Origin of the sequence: Hymenobacter actinosclerus, from assembly GCF_900111515.1 — a bacterium.
In the GTDB taxonomy this organism is placed as follows: Bacteria; Bacteroidota; Bacteroidia; order Cytophagales; family Hymenobacteraceae; genus Hymenobacter; species Hymenobacter actinosclerus.
On sequence record NZ_FOHS01000002.1, the window covers coordinates 732843 to 750197 of the forward strand.

The window sequence follows — 17355 nt, forward strand, 5'->3', positions numbered from 1 at the left end:
TTGTTATTTGTCATTCTGAGCGGAGCGAAGGACCTATATAGAAGCTGGCTTCAAAAATTAATACCCTTTGAATACCATCTGGATAGATCCTTCGCTTCGCTCAGGATGACAAACCGCACTTACGCTTTCCAGCGGCGCGCGGCCCACTCCTGGCGCTGCTCGGGGGTCTGGAAGGTCCAGGCCACGATGCGGCTGATTTTCTGGCCCTGCTTCATCTCGATGGTGCGGGTTTCGGGCGAGCCGGCCAGCTTGAGGAAGTGGTAGATGCTGGGCAAAGTTTCCTTTTTGGAGATAAGCGTGCTGAACCACAGCACCCGCTCGCGCACGGCCACGCTCTGGGCCACCATGCGCTTGAGAAAGCCCTCTTCGCCGCCCTCGCACCACAGCTCCGTGTTTTGGCCGCCGAAGTTGAGCACCGGCCCGCCAGCTGTTTTGGGGTAGCCCAGGTTGCGGCCCTTGCGGCGGCTGCCGCTGGCGGCTTCCTCCGCCGAGGCGTGGAAGGGCGGGTTGCAGACCACCAGATCGAACTCCTCGCGGAGCTTTACAATGTCCTCGAACACGAAAGCCGGGTGGCTTTGCTGGCGCAGTTCCACCCGGTTCACCAGCGCCGGATTAGCTGCCACCAGCGCCCGCGCCGATTTCAACGCCACCGCATCGGTTTCCGAACCCACGAAGCGCCAGCCGTAGGCCTTGGTGCCGATGATGGGGTACACGCAGTTGGCCCCCACGCCGATATCGAGTACGTGCACGGCTTTGTCAGTGGGTACGGTGCCAGCGTTGTCGGTGGCCAGCAGGTCGGCGGCGTAGTGCAGGTAGTCGGCGCGGCCGGGGATGGGCGGGCAGAGGTAGCCGGCCGGCACGTCCCAGTGCTGCACGTCGTAGTGCTGCCGCAGCAGCGCCTGGTTCAGGGCCTTCACGGCGGCGGGGTTGGCGAAGTCGATGCTATTGTCGCCGGCCGGATTGGGCACCACGAAATCAGCCAGCGCGGGGCTGGCAGCCGTGAGTTGGGCGAAATCATAGCGGCCGTTGTGGGGGTTGCGAGGATGCAAAAGGCGTGGGGACTAAAGGTGAAGAAGCATCCGAAGAAGCGGGCTGCTTTTTGGCAAGTTACGGCTTTACTAGCCCGTCATGCTGAGCGGAGTCGAAGCATCTCGCGTGCAATGCTAACCTTATCGTCATGATTACTATTGCACGCGAGATGCTTCGACTCCGCTCCGCTGCGCTCAGCATGACAGCTTTTTTTCCATTCACTCTACTTCAACACCGCAATGGTCACGCCGTCGCCGCCGCGGTCGGCGTGTTCTTCGGCTACGCTGGCTACTTCGCGGGTGCGGTGCAGGTAGTCGCGGGCAATCTGGCGCAGCACGCCGTTGCCGCGGCCGTGCAGGATTTTGATTTCCGGGATGCCCAGCATGATGGCGTCATCCACGTAGCTGCGGATTTTGTTCAGGGCGTCCTCAGCCCGCTCGCCGCGCAAATCCAGCGTGGGTTTGAAGCTGGCCATGCGGCCGGTGGTGTCGAAGCCTGAACCAGCGTACTGGGCCGGGGCCCGGCGGGCCGCCTGCTTTTCCCGCTCCCGGATTTCGGAGCGCGTCAGCTTTTCGAGCTGGCTGACCTTGACGATGGTTTTCATGCCGCCAAACGACACCTCAGCCGTTTTACCCTTCACGCTCATGATTTCGCCGTGGCCCTCCTGGCCCAGCAGGGCCACTTTATCGCCCACTTTGAGGGTGGCGGCATCGGCCAGCTCGCGGGTGGCGCGGGCCTTGGGGGGCTCGATTTGCAGCTTCTCGCGCACGAAGGTGTCGAGCTTGCCGCGGGCCTCCTTGGTGCGCTCCTTGTCGGCCTGGCCCAGGCGGATTTCCTGGATGGTGGCCTCGATTTGCTGGTTGGTGTCGCGCAGCAGGGCTTTGGCCTGGGCCTTGGCGGTGCGCAGGGTTTCCTGGGTGGTGTCGTCGAGGTAGCGCTTGAGGTCCTGGTATTCCTGGGCGGCTTTTTTGAGGCGGCGCTCGGCTTTGGCGGCTTCGGCGGTGCGCTGCTCCAACTCGGTTTTCTCCTTTTCGAGGCCTTCGAGTAGCTGGTCGTAGCGGATTTTATCCTTGCCCACGAGCTGGCTGGCACGCTCCACGAGCTGCTTGGGCAAGCCGATTTTGCGGGCGATTTCGATGGCGAACGAGGAGCCCGGCTTGCCAATTTCGAGGCGGTAGAGGGGCTGGAGCTGGTCGGGGTCGTAGCGCATGGCCCCGTTCACGATGCCGGGTGTGCGCTCGGCGTAGTTTTTCAGGTTGGTGTAGTGGGTGGTTATCACGCCGAAGGCGCGGGCCCGGTTGAGCTGCTCCAGCACGGCCTCGGCAATAGCGCCGCCCAGGCTGGGCTCGGTGCCGGTGCCGAATTCGTCAATCAGCACCAGGCTGCGCTTGTTAGCCAGCGTCACGAACTGCTTCATATTCAGCAGATGCGAGGAATAGGTGCTCAGGTCGTTTTCCAGGCTCTGCTCGTCGCCGATGTCGATGAAGATATCGTCGAACATGCCGGCCTCCGACTTCTCGCCGGCCGGAATCAGCAGACCGCATTGCAGCATGTACTGCACCAGGCCCACCGTTTTCATGCTCACCGACTTACCCCCGGCATTGGGGCCCGAAATCAGCAGGATGCGCTGCTCGGCGTTCAGCTCAATATCGAGCGGCACCACTTCGCGGGGATCGGTTTTGGCGTGACTGAGAAAAGTGAGGTAGAGCAGCGGGTGGCGCACCTGCTGCCAGCGCAGCAGCGGCTGGGGGTGCAGCACGGGCAGCGTGGCTTCGAGGCGGCGGGCCAGCTGGGCCTTGGCGCGGATGAAGTCGATGAGGCCCAGGTACTGGTAGGCCTTGCGCAAATCCGGGATGTGGGGGCGCAACTGGGCCGTGAGCTGGGTGAGAATGCGCAGCAGCTCGCGCTGGTAGGCGTTGTCGAGGTCCTTGATGTCGTTGTTGAGCTCAAAAACCGCCTCGGGCTCGATGTACACCGTCTGGCCCGTGGCCGACTCGTCGTGAATCAGGCCCTTGACGCGGCGCTTGTGCTCGGCCACCACCGGCAGCACCAGCCGCCCGCCCCGAATGGTGGGCTCGGCGCCCTCGGGCACCCAGCCCTGCTGGCGGGCGTGGCGCAGAATGCTGCCAATCTGCTTACGCAGCATCATCTGGCGCGAAATCAGCTCCTGGCGCAGCTGGCGCAGCAGCGGCGAAGCGTCGTCGCGCACTTGGCCCTCATCATCTACTACTTTGTCGATGGCAGCCAGCAGGTTGCGGTCGACCTGCACGCCGATGCCCAGCAGGCGCAGCGTGGGAAACAGGTCGTCCTCGGCCCGCGAGAAAAACAGGAGCGCCTCGCGGATGGTGCGCAAACTCATCTTGAGGGCGTAGAACGCGGCCACGTCGAGGTAGGAGCCCGGCAGGTTGGCCCGCACCAGGTAGGGGTTCACGTCGTGGTAGTGGCTGCTGGGGAAGTCGGCGCCGCTGCCCAGCAGCTGGCGGAACTCGTCGGTTTGCAGCAGCAGCTTCTGGAGCTGCTCGGACTGCGTCTGGAAGCTCATGCGGCTCACAAAGTGGCGACCCAGGCCGCTCAGGCACAATTCATTGAGCATGTCCCGCAGTTGGGAGAAGCCGATTTTCTGCTCGAAATTCTGAGGAAGAATCAAAAGGGAAAGGTGGTATTTGGTACTGGGTAGTTAGATGGCTAGACGAAGGTAAACAGCAAACGAGCCGGTAAAGATTCAGCTTTTTACATGGAAATAACTGGCCCCATGATGGGGCGGGGCTTGCCCCCGCCCGCCGTTGAACGAGTATCGTTGAACGGAGCCGTTGAAGCGGTGCGAATGGCGGGCGGGGGCAAGCCCCGCCCCTACATTTCCCCCTCCACGCCCAGCCCAAACAGCGCGAAATCGTACTTCACTGGGTCCTGAGGGTCGAAGGTGCGCAGATGAGCGGTCAGGTCTTCGGCGGCCAGCCAATCGACCTGCTTGCGCTGGAGCAGGCCCAGACGGCGTGCTACCCGCTCCACGTGCACGTCGCAGGGGCAGATGAGGTCGGCGGGTGAAAGAAGGGTCCAGAGGCCGAAGTCGACGCCATATTCATCTTGGCGCACCATCCAGCGCAGGTACATGTTCAGGCGTTTGCAGGCCGAGCCGCGGGCGGGCGTGGCCACGTGCTTGCGGGTGCGCTGGGGCGCATCTTCGAGGCTGAAGAACAGGGTGTTGAAGTTTTCCAGCCGCTGTTTCTGGGTGGTGCCGTGCAGGAAGGCATCTTCCAGCGACTCGTGCTGCCCGTAGTACCAGCGCAGCCAGTGCACGAAGTAGAGCAGGTCGGTGTCGCAGAAGGTGCGGTGGCAAAAGCCCAGCAGGCGCTTCAGGTCGTCGTCGTGGTGCTGGGTGATGAACTGGTGGGGGGCGTCGTCCATGCGCCGCAGCAGCTCCCGGCACTTGCTGATGATGGTGGGCCGCCGCCCCCAGGCCAGCACGGCCGCAAAAAGCCCGCTGATTTCCACGTCGGCGCGCGCCGAGAACTGATGCGGGATGCTGATGGGGTCGAGGGCAATAAAGCCGGGCTGGTCGTAGCCGCGGTACTTCTCGTCGAGCAGCGCCCGCACCTGGGCGTGGTTCATGAGGTGAGATGGTGAGGTGGTGATTTGGTGAATGAGTGACTCAGTGAGATGGTGAGTTTGATGTTTGGGGGGCATTGCGGCGTAGGAGTGGTGCCACGACTTTTTTGTCGTGGTACCACTCCTACGCCGCAATGCCCCCCAAACATCAAACTCACCATCTCACTGAGTCACCATCTCACCTTACGGCACGTAGCTGGTTTCGACGCGGAAGCGCTGGTCGGGGGTGGCCAGGCGCTGCACGGCGCGCTTGGAGAGGCGCAGCAGCACCCGGTCGTTTTCGCCGGTGTCGGGCAGGCGGCCGATGACGCGCACGTACACGGCCTGGCCGTTCATGATATTGCGCACTTCCATGATGGTGCCCACGGCGGCTGTTTTGTGCAGGGCCAGGTACTTGTCGGAGGCATCGGTGGGGATGACCATGGCCAAGCCGCTTTCCGTAACGCGGCGGCCGGCTTCGGTGGCGCGGGCCGGGGCCTCTTTGGCTTCGGGCTTGGCGTCGGCGGGCTCGGGGGTTACGGCGGGCGAGCTGGCTTCGTCGCGGGCCTTGTCGCGCTCGGCGTCGCGGGCAACGGCTTTTTCGCGGGCTGTGGGCTTGGTGGCGGCTACCGCGGGGGCCGGCGGGCCGGCCGCGCCGGTAGCGGGCGCGGCTACGATAATTACCTCATCCACCCGCACGCTGTGGTCGGTGGCGAAGCCGTTGAGGCGGGCCAGCTCGGCGGGCGTGGTCTGGAAGCGGCGGGCAATGGCGTAGAGCGTCATGCCGGGGGCCACTTTGTACACGCGGTTGCCGCTGGCGTCGGTGGGCAGGGCGCGCACGGAGGCAGTTGCCGCGGCCGGCGCGGCGGCCCCACCAGCGGCTTTGCCAGTAGCCGCCGGAGCGGGCGTGAGCACCACCCGGGTGCGCGGAATCAGTACGATCTGGCCCAGGTTGAGCTGGCCCTTCTGGCCCGAATTGGCCTCCACGATGTCCTCGACGGGCACTTTGTAGCGGCGGGCGAGGCCGTAAATGGTTTCGCCGGCCGTTACGCGGTGGCGAATGAGCAGTTTGTTGTTGCGGTACTCCACGCCGATGGAATCGGGCGGGGCTACCGGCGCGGGGGCCGCCCACGCGGAAAGGCCGGAGAAGACGAGGGCAGCGGTCAGCAACGAAAATCGGGACATAAGAAAGCAGGACGCGAAGCGGATAAACGGGCCAAAGCCGGCACAGCCACATAAACTTTGCCTAAAGTTACGGTTTAGCGCTTTAGTAGCGCCTTAATACTCCAAAAACCGGTTATTTAAGTGCCGGCTGATTTATTGGAGCGGCTCATTCGTGGGTTTTGCCGTTTCTTGCGCTTCGTTCTTTCGCCCCGCTCCTATGCTCGCCATCGGCATCATTCCCGCCCGCTACGCCTCCACCCGCCTGCCCGGCAAGCCCCTCATCGACTTGGGCGGCCATACCATGATTGAGCGCGTAGTGCGCCAGGCCCGGCAAGCCAACCTCCAGCGGGTGGTAGTAGCCACCGACGACGAGCGGATTCTTCGCCACGTGCGCGACTTCGGCGGCGAGGCCGTGCTAACCGCCCCCGACCACCCCAGCGGCACCGACCGGGTGCGCGAGGCCTACGAGCAGCTGGGCGTAACGGCCGACTGCATCGTCAACATCCAGGGCGACGAGCCTTTCATTCATCCCGGCCAGATAAACGCGCTGCTCGATTTATTCGCGGACCTCACCACGCAAATCGGGACGCTGGTAAAGCCCGTGGTCAGTGAAGAAGAGCTGTTCAGCCCCCACCTGCCCAAGGTGGTACTCGACGGCCAGGAACAGGCACTATATTTCAGCCGCCACCCCCTGCCCTACCAGCGCCAGCACCCGCAAAGTGAGTGGCTGCAGCACCACCGCTACCTGCGCCACATCGGCCTCTACGCCTACCGCCCCGCCGTGCTGCGGGCCATCAGCCAACTGCCGCCCTCGCCCCTGGAGCTGGCCGAAAGCCTCGAACAGCTCCGCTGGCTCGAAGCCGGCTACCCCATCCGGACGGCCGAAACGATGCTGGAAACGATTGGCATTGATACGCCAGAGGACGTGGAGCGGGCGTTGCGGTTAATTAAAAATCAAAAATGACCATTGAACGCCCCGTTCAGGAGTTGTTCAACGGCCATTTTTAATTTCTCACTTTTAATTTTTAATTCACTTAGCCACCACACTCACCGCGTAGCCACCAGCGGGGGCGCAAACCTGCCGGAGCTTGGTTTTGCTGGTTACCGTGAGTTTGCGGATAGTATAGGCCTGGGGGTTGGTTTTGTAGTGGGCCGTAGGGGCGTCGGCGTAAATGGTGGCCTCGTATTTTTTACCCTGGGGCAGGAAGCTGAAATCGAGGGTGCTGGTGCGGCCCTGCTCGTCGCAGATGCTGCCCACAAACCAGCTGCTGCCGCCCTTCTGCAGCCGGGCAATGGTAATGTAGTCGCCGGGCTCGGCCTCCAGTACGCGGGTGTCGTCCCAGTCCACGGGCACGTCTTCGATAAACTGGAAGGCGTCGAGGAACTTGTTGTAGGTTTCGGGCAGGTCGGCGGCCATCTGCAGCGGGCTGTACATGGTTACATACAGGGCCAGCTGCTGGGCCAACGTGCTGTTGACATGCGAGTTGTTGTTAGGGTTGTACTTGCTCACGTCCATCTCGAAGATGCCGGGCGTGTAATCCATGGGGCCGCCGATGAGGCGGGTGAAGGGCAGGATGGTGCAGTGGTCGGGGCGGCTGCCGCCAAAGGCCTGGAACTCGGTGCCGCGGGCCGATTCGTTGCCGATAAGGTTGGGGTAGGTGCGGGCCAGGCCGGTGGGGCGCACGGCCTCATGGGCATTCACCATAATGCGGTGCTTGGCCGCCTCGGTGATGGCGTAGAGGTAGTGGTTGTTCATCCACTGCCCGTAGTGGTACTCGCCCAGCGGCAGCACATCACCCACGTAACCGCTTTTCACGGCGTTGTAGCCGTACTTATTCATCAGCTGATACGCCTGCTCCATGTGCCGCTCGTAGTTGCGCGCCGAGCCGCTGGTTTCGTGGTGCATGATGATTTTGATGCCCTTGCTTTGCGCGTAACGGTTCAGTTCGGCAATGTCAAAGTCAGGGTACGGCGTCACGAAGTCGAACACATACTCTTTGTGCTTGCCGAACCAGTCTTCCCAGCCGGTATTCCAGCCTTCCACCAGCACGGCGTTCATTTTGTGGGCGGCGGCGAAGTCGATGTACTCCTTTACGTGGGCCGTGTTGGCGGCGTGGGTGCCGTTGGGCTTCACGGTGGAGTAGTCGAGGGAGTCGAGCTTGATGTTTTCCAAGTTGGTGTACGACCACGAGCTTTTGCCCGTAATCATTTCCCACCACACGCCCACGTATTTAATGGGCTTAATCCAGCTCGTGTCCTTGTACTTGGTGGGCTCGTTGAGGTTGAGCACGAGCTTGGATTCGAGGATGCCGGCGGCCCGGTCGCTGACGATAATGGTGCGCCAGGGCGAGGTACCGGGCGTTTGCAGGTTGCCTTTGTTGCCCTGGGCATCGGGCGTGAGGTGGGCGTTGAGAACGAAGTTCTTATCATCCAAATCGAGCGACATGGTGGAATAATCGACCAGCGCGGCCTCGTGGATGTTGAGGTAAAGCCCATCGGCGCTCTTGAGCATGAGCGGGGTTTGCAGGCCGGTGGGCGAAAACTGGGTTTGCGAGGCGTTGTCGGTAATAGCCGATTTCATCAGCCCCCGCACCTCCGAAAGCTTCGAGGTAGTGGTTTCGTACTCCTGGGTGTCATAGTCGCCGGGCAGCCAGAAGGCCTTGTGGTCGCCAGCCAGGGCAAACTGGGTTTTCTCCTCCTTCACCACAAAATAGCCCAGCTCGGGCTGGCGCGGAAACTCGTAGCGGAAGCCCAGACCGTCATTAAACAGCCGAAACCGCACCAGCATGGTGCGCTTGGTGGCCGTTTGGGTGAGCGTGAGGGCCAGCTCGTTGTAGTGGTTGCGGATGGTTTTCACCTCGCCCCACACCGGGTTCCAGCTCTCGTCGATAGACTTACGCACGGCATCGGTCTGCACGAAGCCGCTGGTGAGGCTGGGTGTATCCTTCAGCTCCAGCCCTAGCTGACTGGGCTTGAGCACTGCCTTGCCCTTGTAGGTAAGGCTGTAGGTGGGCATGCCGTCGGTCGTCAGGTTTACACTGAGCGTGAGCTGCTTGTCGGGCGACTGAAGCTGTTCGGCGGCGCGGGCAACGGAAGTAGTCCAGAGAAGCGTGAGCAGCAGCAGCAGGCCGCGGCCGGAGGATTGCCACGCAACGGAGGGATAAAGCATAGAGGCAGAGTGAAATGGCAGGAAGCAGCAAAGTAGCCCTTTGCCACCGCAAGTTCGGGCCCGGCCGCCGCCCCGGCTACCAGTGCGTTGCCCGGTCCTCGCGCCCTGTTGACTATTTGAGGGGTTTAGGAACGGGGTGAGGAGGTCGTCATTCTGGGCATGCTGCGCTTAGAGCAGGGACGAAGAAGCTCGCGTGCCACAGTAATTCCTGATAATAGGGTTTACTATGGCACGCGAGATTCTTCGACTGCGGCTCCGGCTTCGCTCAGAATGACAACCTTTTTACCCCATCAGCTCCCCTATTCCTGCTGATGGGCTTTGCGCTGCACATGGTGCTCGGCGGCGGCGCGGTGTTCTTCCTTCATTTCGCGGGAAAGGAAGTAGTTGAGGGCCGTGCGGATGACGGCAATGGCGCCGAGCTTGCCAATCTGCTCCCAGCTGGGCGCGATGGTGGTGGACAGGATATCGGCGCCGAGCTGGAATTCGAGGGCCAGCGCCAGGTAGCGGGCCAGCGTGAGGCGGATGGCGTTGAAATCGGCCGTGCGGCGGGCCAGCAGGGCCTTGGCGAACAGGTAGCCGCCCAGCAGAATACCCAGCACAATAATGCTCGCCCCCACGGCCTCGGCCCCCAGCTTCAGCCACAGCACCGCATGCACCACGGCCTCCTCCACCTGAGTGTAGGCATGGGAGACGTTCGGAAGTATGGTATCAGGCATCGGTGACGGGCAAAGTGCAGAAAAGTAGTTGTACGGCGGCCATAGCACCAAGGTCAAACCAGCGGGCGCCGCCCTACTACCCGCTCTTCTTTGCCTTGTAGCCCTTCTCCAGCAACAAGGCCAGCACTTTGTCGCGGAAGTCGCCCTGGATGAGGATTTCGCCCTCCTTGGCGCTGCCGCCCACGCCACAACGGCTTTTGAGCAGCTTGCCCAGCTCCTGCAAATCGGTTTCCTGACCCACGAAGCCGGTTATGAGCGTTACCTGCTTGCCGCCGCGGGCTTTCTTATCGAGTTGCACGCGCAACTGCTGCTGCTGGGGCGGCAGCGTGGCGGCGGTTTCGTTGGCGGGTTCGTTGTAGCTGAAATCGGGATTTGTGGAGTACACCACCCCCTGGCGGTTGATTTTCATGGGTAAGAAGTTAGGGATTAGGGATTAGGGATTAGGGATTAGGGATTAGGGATTAGGGATTAGGGATTAGGGATTAGGGATTAGGGAAAATACGACAGTCATACTGAGCGCAGCGGAGCGGAGTCGAAGTATCTCTACTGCCATGCTAATTCTGTTGAATGTAATGAAGCGGCAGAGATGCTTCGGCTGCGCTCAGCATGACCGTTACTTGTAACCGTTTTTCTCCCTACTCACCGCCACCGCTACACCGCCACTTCCAGCGCCAGCGGCTCCAGCAGCACTTCGAAATCGGTGGCGTCGGCCACGTAGTCGCCATCGACGTGGAAGCCCAGGGGAGCGGCGGCCTGCACCCGGATGCGGCGGCCGCGGTGAAACTGAGCCCCGCCCGAGGTAGGCAGCGTGCCCAGCCCCAGCCCCACTCCTACCCGGATGGCCCGCCAGAACGGCAGCCGGTCAATCAGGCATAAATCCAGCAGGCCGTCCTGGATGTTGGCGTGGGGCGCGATGTAGGCGTTATTGCCGTACTGGGCGGCGTTGGCGAAGGCCAGCACGTAGCAGCTGGTGTCGCGGATGGCTTCGTTTTCCAGCTGCAACTGCACGGCCGTGGGGCGGTAGTGGCGGTACTCGCGCAGGGCGACTTTCACGTAGGTAGCCAGCCCGCGGGTGCCAGCCTGGGCAAACAGGCGGCTCACGTGCGCATCAAACCCCAGCCCGGCCGTGCAGAAAAACCAGTGCCCATTGATGCGGCCCGCGTCGATGCGCTGGAAACCGGGCTGGCAAACCCGGCGCACGGCTCCGGGCAAATCCAGCGGCACGTGCAGGTGGCGGGCCAGGCCGTTGCCCGAGCCGCGGGGCACAATGCCCAGCGCCGCGCCAGTGCCCAGCAGGCCCCGCGCTACCTCATTCACGGTTCCGTCGCCGCCCACCGCCACCACCACCCGGCAGCCGGCCGCGGCGGCCTCGCGGGCCAGTAGCTCGGCGTGGCCGGCGTACTCGGTGGGCTTTATCCCGAACTCGGCCCCGGCCGCCGTGGCGTGCTCGGTTAGCAGCGCCGCCACGTTCTGGCTCCGGTTGGTGCCCGAGGTCGGATTGAGGATGAAGCAGAGACGCATTTTGAGGAGCCAGGAGTTAGAAGCCAGGAGTTAGAATCGGGCATAATGGGATAAGTACGCAACAAAGAACGTCATCCCGAACGAATTGAGACGCTTCTCACGACAGCACACAGTAGCTGTGCGCTGGTGGTAAGGTCCTTCCTTCGTCAGGATGACGTTCTGTTATTCCAGCTAGTGGCTTCTAACGCCTGGCTTCCCGGAAATTAGCCGTTCATCTTGTCGCCCAGCTTCTTGATGAGGTCGGCGGTGCGGGCGCTATAGCCGGCTTCGTTGTCGTACCAGCCTACTACTTTCACCAGCGTACCGTTGGCCGAAGTCAGCTCCGAGTCGAAGATGCAGCTGTGGGGGTTGCCCACAATGTCGGCGCTTACCAACGGGTCGGTGCTGTACTCCAGGATGCCCTTCATGTCGCCTTCGGCGGCCTTCTTGATGGCGGCGTTGATTTCCTCGGCCGTGGCCTCGCGCTTCAACAGCACGGTCAGGTCGGTGGTCGAGCCATCCGGAACGGGCACGCGCATGGCGATGCCGTCGAGCTTACCCTTCAGTTCGGGCAGCACCAGGCCCACGGCCTTGGCAGCACCGGTGCTGGTCGGGATGATGCTCAGGGCGGCGGCGCGGGCGCGGCGCAGGTCCGAGTGGGGCGAATCCTGCAGGCTCTGGTCGGAGGTGTAGGCGTGTACCGTGGTGATGAAGCCCTTCTCGATGCCGAACGTGTCGTTGAGCACCTTGGCCATCGGAGCCAGGCAGTTGGTGGTGCAGCTGGCGTTCGAAATAATGGTTTCGTCGCCCGTCAGGATGTCCTCGTTCACGCCGAGCACTACCGTGGGGATGTTGCCCTTGGCGGGAGCCGAAATAACGACCTTCTTGGCACCAGCCGTGATGTGCTGGCCGGCACCGGCTTCATCAACGAAGCGGCCCGTCGATTCGAGCACCACATCAACCCCCATCTTGCCCCAGGGCAGCAGCTTGGGGTCGCGCTCCGACAGAGCGGCAATGTGCTGGCCATTTACGGTCAGGCTGTCGTTGTCGAACTCAACCGTACCCGGGAAACGGCCGTGTACGGAGTCGTACTTGAGCAGGTGGGCCAGGGTTTTGTTGTCGGTCAGGTCGTTGATTGCCACGACTTCCACGTTGTCGCGCTGGAGCAGCGCCTTGAACGTGAGGCGGCCGATGCGCCCGAAGCCGTTGATGGCAACTTTAATTTTAGCCATAGTAGTAGGGGGAAGTGGGAAGTTTGTCGACCGCGAAGGTCGGGGTGAAAACGCGCAACGAAGGTAATGGGCTGGGCGCGGATACCCAAATCGGGGGGCAATTGCGCTGGGGTTGCCGGGCTCCGGGCTCCGGCCATGCGGCCCGGCAGGCACCCGCCCACAAAATTTTTCAGGTTGAAAATCAACCTATTTAAGTCATTGAGCCGCTTTTTTCCGGCCCGTCGCTTGCCCGACCCGGGCGGCTACCTATCTTTGCAGCACCAAAACGCAACCGGGTCGCCTTTATATGGTCCGTTCGTCTAGGGGTTAGGACAGTAGATTTTCATTCTACCAACAGGGGTTCGATTCCCCTACGGACTACTCCCGGCCCCGCGCTTTGGCTCTCACCGAAAACCCCGTTCCGAACTATTCGGAGCGGGGTTTTTCGCTTTCCGGCCCGGCCCGATGCGGATTTTTGCCGTAAGCCTAAGCAGTCGTTCACTTTCTTGTCCCGTATGTCCCGCACCATTATCGTTTCCAACCGCCTGCCCACCAAAGTTCTCCGCACCGCCGACGACGAGTTGTCGTTTCAGGCCAGTGAGGGCGGGCTGGCGACGGGTCTGGGCTCGATTTACCGGCAGGAAGGCAACGTGTGGGTGGGCTGGCCGGGCCTGTTTGTGGCCGACGCTGCCGAAGAGGATTACGTGCGCGAGCAGCTGCGCCACGACAGCATGGAGCCCGTGTTTCTGACCGAGGACGAAATCAGCGACTATTATGAGGGCTTCAGCAACTCCACGCTCTGGCCCACTTTCCACTACTTCCCGCAGTACGCCACCTACGAGCCCGCCCATTGGGCCGCCTACGTAGCCGTGAACGAGAAATTCTGCCAGGCCGTGCTGGCCCTGGCCGGCCCCGACGACACCATCTGGGTGCACGACTACCAGCTACTGCTGCTGCCGGCCATGCTGCGGGCGGCCCGGCCCCGGGCCACCATCGGCTTCTTTCTGCACATCCCGTTTCCGTCGTACGAGCTGGTGCGGGTGCTGCCCTGGGCCCGCGAACTGGTGGCCGGCATGCTCGGTGCCGACCTGATTGGCTTCCACACGTTCGGGTTTATGCGCCATTTTTTAAGCTCGGTGTCGCACCTGCTGGGCTTTGCGGCCCACAACGGCCGCCTCGAAGCCGGGCCGCGCACGGTGCTGGTCGATACCTTTCCGATGGGCATCGACTACGAACGGTACGCACAGGCGGCCGTGTCGGAGGCGGCCCGGCAGCACGAGGCCAGCTACCGCCAGGCGCTGGGCGACATCCGGGTGGTGCTGTCCATCGACCGGCTCGACTACTCGAAGGGTATTGCCGAGCGGCTGCGGGCCTTCGAGCAGCTGCTGCTGCGCCACCCCGAGTGGCGTGGGCAGGTGAGCCTGATTATGGTGGTGGTGCCCTCGCGCGACCAGGTGGCCCAGTACGCGGCCCTTAAGGAGGAAATCGACGAGCTGGTGGGCCGCATCAACGCGGCTTACCGCACCATGAGCTGGACGCCCATCCACTACTTCTACCGCTCGTTTCCGCCCGACGAGCTGGCCTCGCTCTACCGCCTGGCCGAAGTGGGCCTCGTAACGCCCATGCGCGACGGCATGAACCTGGTAGCCAAGGAATTCGTGGCCAGCAAAACCGACGAAAACGGCGTACTGATCCTGAGCGAGCGGGCCGGTGCCGCCCGCGAGCTGTCTGATGCCCTCATCATCAACCCCACCGATATAGACCAGCTGACCGCCGCCCTGCACGAGGCCCTGGTGATGCCCCAGGCCGAGCAGGCGCGCCGCATGCGGGCCATGCGCAGCCTGGTGCAGCAGTACGACGTGTTTGCCTGGACCGACCTGTTTATGGACCGGCTGGCCTTCGCCAAACAGCAACAACTCTCTCTCCACACCGATATGCTTACGCCCGACCTTACGGCCCAACTGCTGCGCGATTACCACGCTGCCCCTCGCCGCCTGCTGCTGCTCGACTACGACGGCACGCTCAGCCACTTCCACAACGACCCCCAGCAGGCCGGGCCCGACCAGGAGCTGCGCCTGCTGCTGCGCGCCCTCACCGAAGTGCCACAGAACCGCGTGGTCATCATCAGCGGCCGCGACCGGGCCACGCTGGAGGACTGGCTGGGGCATCTGCCGGTCGATTTTATCTGCGAGCATGGCGTGTGGCTGCGGCCGGCGGGCGAGGAGTGGCAGCTGTTTCAGGCCCTCAACAACGACTGGAAAGACGAAATCCGCACCATCCTCGACCTGTACGTGGCGCGCACGGCCGGCTCGTTTATCGAGGAAAAGGATTTTTCGCTGGTCTGGCACTTCCGCCGGGCCGATGCCGAGCTGGGCGACATGCGGGCCCGCGAGCTGATGAACCACCTCACCTTCATCACGGCCAACGCCGATTTGCAGGTGATGGAAGGCAACAAGGTGATTGAAATCAAGACGGCCGGCATCAACAAAGGCACGGCCGCTGCCCGCTGGATGGCCACCTACCCCGCCGATTTCGTGCTGGCCATCGGCGACGACCGCACCGACGAGGACACGTTCCGCGTGATGCCGCCCGAGGCCTACACCATCAAAGTAGGCCCTGCCCCCCGCTCCCTGGCCCGCTACCACGTCGACTCCCCCACCGACGTGCGCCAGCTGCTGCGGGAAATGCTGATGTAGCATAACTGAACTTATCTGTCATCCTGACGAAGGAAGGACCTTACCACATAAGAGCGGCCGTAACAACGACTCGTTCCAGCGTGATAAGGTCCTTCCTTCGTCAGGATCACAGACGGTTCATTCACTCGCCCAAGTGCCTACAAAAAACTCGGGCTGTCGAGCTTTTTGGCAATGCGGAAGGCAGCGTTGACGAGGCCCACGTGGCTGTAGGCCTGGGGGAAATTGCCCCACTGCGAGCCGGTTTTAGCATCCACGTCTTCCGAAAGCAGGCCCAGGTGGTTGGTGTAGCCCAGCAGGTGCTCGAACTCGGTAATGGCCTCCTGCACCCGGCCCACGCAGGCCAGCGCCTCCACGTACCAGAAGGAGCAGATAAGGAAGGTGGTTTCGGGCGTGCCGAAATCGTCGGGGTGGCGGTAGCGGTAGAACAGGCCTTCGGGGGTTTTCAGGGCCCGCTCCAGGGCTTCGAGGTGGCGGGCGGCGCGCTCGGAGGCCGGGTCGAGGTAGCCCATCATAATCAGCTGGATGGTGCTGGCATCGAGGTGGGGCGAGCCGATGGCGTTGGTGTAAGCCTGCTGCTCCTGGCTGTAGCACTGTTCGATGCGGTCGGCGGCGGCCTGCATGAGGCGGGAAGCCAGCGCCTCCATATCGGCGTCGCCCAGGGCGCGGGCTACGTGGCAGGCGGCGTGGCTGCCGGCCCAGTGGAACAGGTAGGTGTAGCAGTGGCGCTGGGCCAGGTTGCGGAACTCCCAGAGGCCGGCGTCGGGCTGATCCATGGTGGCTTCAATCTGCCGCAGGGCCTCGTACACCAGCTTTTCGGGGTTGCGCTGCTCGGGGTTCACGAAGCGCGCATCCACGTAGAGCGGCAGCAGCGCCACCAGCACCTGCCCGTACACGTCGTTCTGGATGTGGGTGTAGGCATCGTTGCCGATGCGCACGGGCTGGTTGCCCAGGTAGCCGGCCAGCGGCAGCTCCTGCTCGGTGAGCTGCGAGGCCCCGCTGATGCCGTACAGCGGCTGGTAGCGGCCGGTAATGCTGCTCGAAATGTTGGCGATGTAGTGGAAATAACGCTCCAGCTCCTCGAAGTGGCCGATGTTGTTGAAGGCCGTGAGCGTGTAGAACGTGTCGCGCATCCAGCAGTAGCGGTAGTCCCAGTTGCGGGTGCTGCCGGGCGCCTCGGGCAGGCTGGTGGTGCTGGCCGCAATAATGGCTCCGGTGTCTTCGTACTGGTGCATTTTGAGGGCCAGCGCCGAGCGGATAACGGCCGGCTGGTGGAAGTTGCTGATGCTGGTGCTCTTCACCCACTGCCGCCAGTAGCCGAGCGTACTTTGCAGAAACCGCTCACAGGTGCTTTCCAGCGGCGCTTCGAGCGGCGCGCCGTAGGTGAGCACCAGATATTTGGTTTCGTTGAGGCCGAAAGCTTCCTCGTCGAGCACGTAGGTCAGGGGCAGATTGGTGGTGAGGCGGATTTCCTCTTCCATGCCCAGAAACGCAATGTGGTTGGAGCTGCGGCGGCGGCTGAGCTGCTGCTCGCCGTACTCGGCCACCGGCCGGCAGGCCACCCGCACCCGGGGCATGCCCTCCAGCGGCTCTACTTTCCGGATAAACATGAGCGGCTTGTAGTAACGCTCGTACTGCGAAAAGCGCGGCGCAAAGTCGGTGACGCGGTAGCGGCCCTCGGCGGTGCTGATTTCGGTGACCAGCACGTTGGTGTTGGCCGCGTAGTACTGCCGGCTCTCGAAGCCGCCCTCGGTTACGGGCCGGATGCTGAACTCGCCGCCCTTTTGCTCGTCGAGCAGTGAGCCGAACACGAAGCTGCTGTCGAAGCGGGGCCAGCAGAGCCAGCGCACGGCCGTGTCGGTGCCAATCAGGCCCAGAAAGGCGCAGTTGCCAATCAGGCCCATATCATAGGTGTGTTTCATCATAAGTCGGGGCAAAAAAGGTTGGGGTGAAGGGGCGTTGCCCCGCCGGCCGGGTGGCCAGCCCCCCTACGTGTACCGCTTCGGGCCGGTGCGAGTTACCGCCGGCCCGGCCCAGCGGCCCCTGCCAGGGCCGGTTCGGGCAAAATAATCCAACTGATTCTGTATCACTTATCGGCTTTTGCCGGTTTTTTTACGGCTGGCTCTTGCCCCGCATTATTTGGTCTGTATCTTTGCACCACCAAAACGGAAAAATACTTTCGTTTTCTAACCGGTCCGTTCGTCTAGGGGTTAGGACAGTAGATTTTCATTCTACCAACAGGGGTTCGATTCCCCTACGGACTACACAAAAGGCTTTCCGCACTGCGC

General features: G+C 62.6%; 12 protein-coding genes and 2 tRNA genes. 4 read left to right on the forward strand and 10 right to left on the reverse strand.

Annotated features, from left to right (window positions below):
- Positions 1-119: 119 nt before the first annotated feature.
- From rlmF to BMY67_RS09480, 4 genes are all read right to left on the reverse strand, one after another.
- Entirely contained in the window at positions 120-1049 is a 930-nt protein-coding gene (rlmF, locus tag BMY67_RS09465; protein WP_092770803.1) for a 23S rRNA (adenine(1618)-N(6))-methyltransferase RlmF, read from the reverse strand.
- Positions 1050-1252: 203 nt separating this feature from the next.
- The gene (locus BMY67_RS09470; RefSeq protein ID WP_092770805.1) at positions 1253-3676 is read right to left on the reverse strand and encodes an endonuclease MutS2; all 2424 of its coding nucleotides are present in this window, start codon (positions 3674-3676) and stop codon (positions 1253-1255) included.
- A 203-nt stretch (positions 3677-3879) separates the two neighbouring features.
- Positions 3880-4638 carry a TIGR02757 family protein gene (locus tag BMY67_RS09475; RefSeq protein ID WP_092770807.1) on the reverse strand — a complete coding sequence of 253 codons (759 nt, stop codon included), beginning with the start codon at positions 4636-4638 and terminating at the stop codon, positions 3880-3882.
- A gap of 180 nt (positions 4639-4818) precedes the next feature.
- On the reverse strand, positions 4819-5799 hold the full coding sequence (locus BMY67_RS09480) for a LysM peptidoglycan-binding domain-containing protein (RefSeq protein WP_092770809.1): 981 nt from the start codon (positions 5797-5799) through the stop codon (positions 4819-4821).
- Positions 5800-5995: 196 nt separating this feature from the next.
- On the opposite strand from BMY67_RS09480, the gene kdsB reads away from it, so the two are divergent.
- The gene (gene kdsB / locus BMY67_RS09485; protein WP_092770811.1) at positions 5996-6742 is read left to right on the forward strand and encodes a 3-deoxy-manno-octulosonate cytidylyltransferase; all 747 of its coding nucleotides are present in this window, start codon (positions 5996-5998) and stop codon (positions 6740-6742) included.
- Positions 6743-6808: 66 nt separating this feature from the next.
- On the opposite strand, the gene BMY67_RS09490 is transcribed toward kdsB, so the two are convergent.
- The 5 genes from BMY67_RS09490 to gap all read right to left on the reverse strand — a co-directional run bounded on the left by BMY67_RS09490 (position 6809) and on the right by gap (position 12395).
- Positions 6809-8947 carry a glycoside hydrolase family 97 protein gene (locus tag BMY67_RS09490; RefSeq protein ID WP_092770813.1) on the reverse strand — a complete coding sequence of 713 codons (2139 nt, stop codon included), beginning with the start codon at positions 8945-8947 and terminating at the stop codon, positions 6809-6811.
- Positions 8948-9246: 299 nt separating this feature from the next.
- Positions 9247-9663, reverse strand: a complete 417-nt coding sequence (locus BMY67_RS09495) for a DUF1622 domain-containing protein (RefSeq protein ID WP_092770815.1) — start codon at positions 9661-9663, stop codon at positions 9247-9249.
- A gap of 76 nt (positions 9664-9739) precedes the next feature.
- A complete protein-coding gene (locus BMY67_RS09500; RefSeq protein ID WP_092770817.1) occupies positions 9740-10072 on the reverse strand; it encodes a translation initiation factor in 333 nt (110 codons plus the stop codon).
- A 242-nt stretch (positions 10073-10314) separates the two neighbouring features.
- A complete protein-coding gene (locus BMY67_RS09505; RefSeq protein ID WP_092770819.1) occupies positions 10315-11184 on the reverse strand; it encodes a diacylglycerol/lipid kinase family protein in 870 nt (289 codons plus the stop codon).
- A 203-nt stretch (positions 11185-11387) separates the two neighbouring features.
- Positions 11388-12395, reverse strand: a complete 1008-nt coding sequence (gene gap, locus BMY67_RS09510) for a type I glyceraldehyde-3-phosphate dehydrogenase (RefSeq protein WP_092770821.1) — start codon at positions 12393-12395, stop codon at positions 11388-11390.
- A gap of 288 nt (positions 12396-12683) precedes the next feature.
- On the opposite strand from gap, the gene BMY67_RS09515 reads away from it, so the two are divergent.
- Positions 12684-12755: transfer RNA gene (locus BMY67_RS09515), tRNA-Glu, on the forward strand.
- 134 nt (positions 12756-12889) lie between these two features.
- On the forward strand, positions 12890-15070 hold the full coding sequence (locus BMY67_RS09520; protein ID WP_092770823.1) for a bifunctional alpha,alpha-trehalose-phosphate synthase (UDP-forming)/trehalose-phosphatase: 2181 nt from the start codon (positions 12890-12892) through the stop codon (positions 15068-15070).
- A 137-nt stretch (positions 15071-15207) separates the two neighbouring features.
- Here the strand turns inward: BMY67_RS09520 and BMY67_RS09525 are convergent, their stop codons facing one another.
- Positions 15208-16992 carry a glycoside hydrolase family 15 protein gene (locus tag BMY67_RS09525; protein ID WP_092770825.1) on the reverse strand — a complete coding sequence of 595 codons (1785 nt, stop codon included), beginning with the start codon at positions 16990-16992 and terminating at the stop codon, positions 15208-15210.
- Between the two features lie 267 nt (positions 16993-17259).
- On the opposite strand from BMY67_RS09525, the gene BMY67_RS09530 reads away from it, so the two are divergent.
- A tRNA-Glu gene (locus BMY67_RS09530) sits at positions 17260-17331 on the forward strand.
- Positions 17332-17355: the final 24 nt, after the last annotated feature.

Excerpts from the sequence above, each read along its gene's own strand:
- BMY67_RS09475 (WP_092770807.1), bottom strand. The coding sequence starts at position 4,638 with ATGAACCACGCCCAGGTGCGGGCGCTGCTCGACGAGAAGTACCGCGGC.
- BMY67_RS09480 (WP_092770809.1), bottom strand. The coding sequence starts at position 5,799 with ATGTCCCGATTTTCGTTGCTGACCGCTGCCCTCGTCTTCTCCGGCCTT.
- kdsB (WP_092770811.1), top strand. The coding sequence starts at position 5,996 with ATGCTCGCCATCGGCATCATTCCCGCCCGCTACGCCTCCACCCGCCTG.
- BMY67_RS09490 (WP_092770813.1), bottom strand. The coding sequence starts at position 8,947 with ATGCTTTATCCCTCCGTTGCGTGGCAATCCTCCGGCCGCGGCCTGCTG.
- BMY67_RS09495 (WP_092770815.1), bottom strand. The coding sequence starts at position 9,663 with ATGCCTGATACCATACTTCCGAACGTCTCCCATGCCTACACTCAGGTG.
- BMY67_RS09500 (WP_092770817.1), bottom strand. The coding sequence starts at position 10,072 with ATGAAAATCAACCGCCAGGGGGTGGTGTACTCCACAAATCCCGATTTC.
- BMY67_RS09505 (WP_092770819.1), bottom strand. The coding sequence starts at position 11,184 with ATGCGTCTCTGCTTCATCCTCAATCCGACCTCGGGCACCAACCGGAGC.
- gap (WP_092770821.1), bottom strand. The coding sequence starts at position 12,395 with ATGGCTAAAATTAAAGTTGCCATCAACGGCTTCGGGCGCATCGGCCGC.
- BMY67_RS09520 (WP_092770823.1), top strand. The coding sequence starts at position 12,890 with ATGTCCCGCACCATTATCGTTTCCAACCGCCTGCCCACCAAAGTTCTC.
- BMY67_RS09525 (WP_092770825.1), bottom strand. The coding sequence starts at position 16,992 with ATGATGAAACACACCTATGATATGGGCCTGATTGGCAACTGCGCCTTT.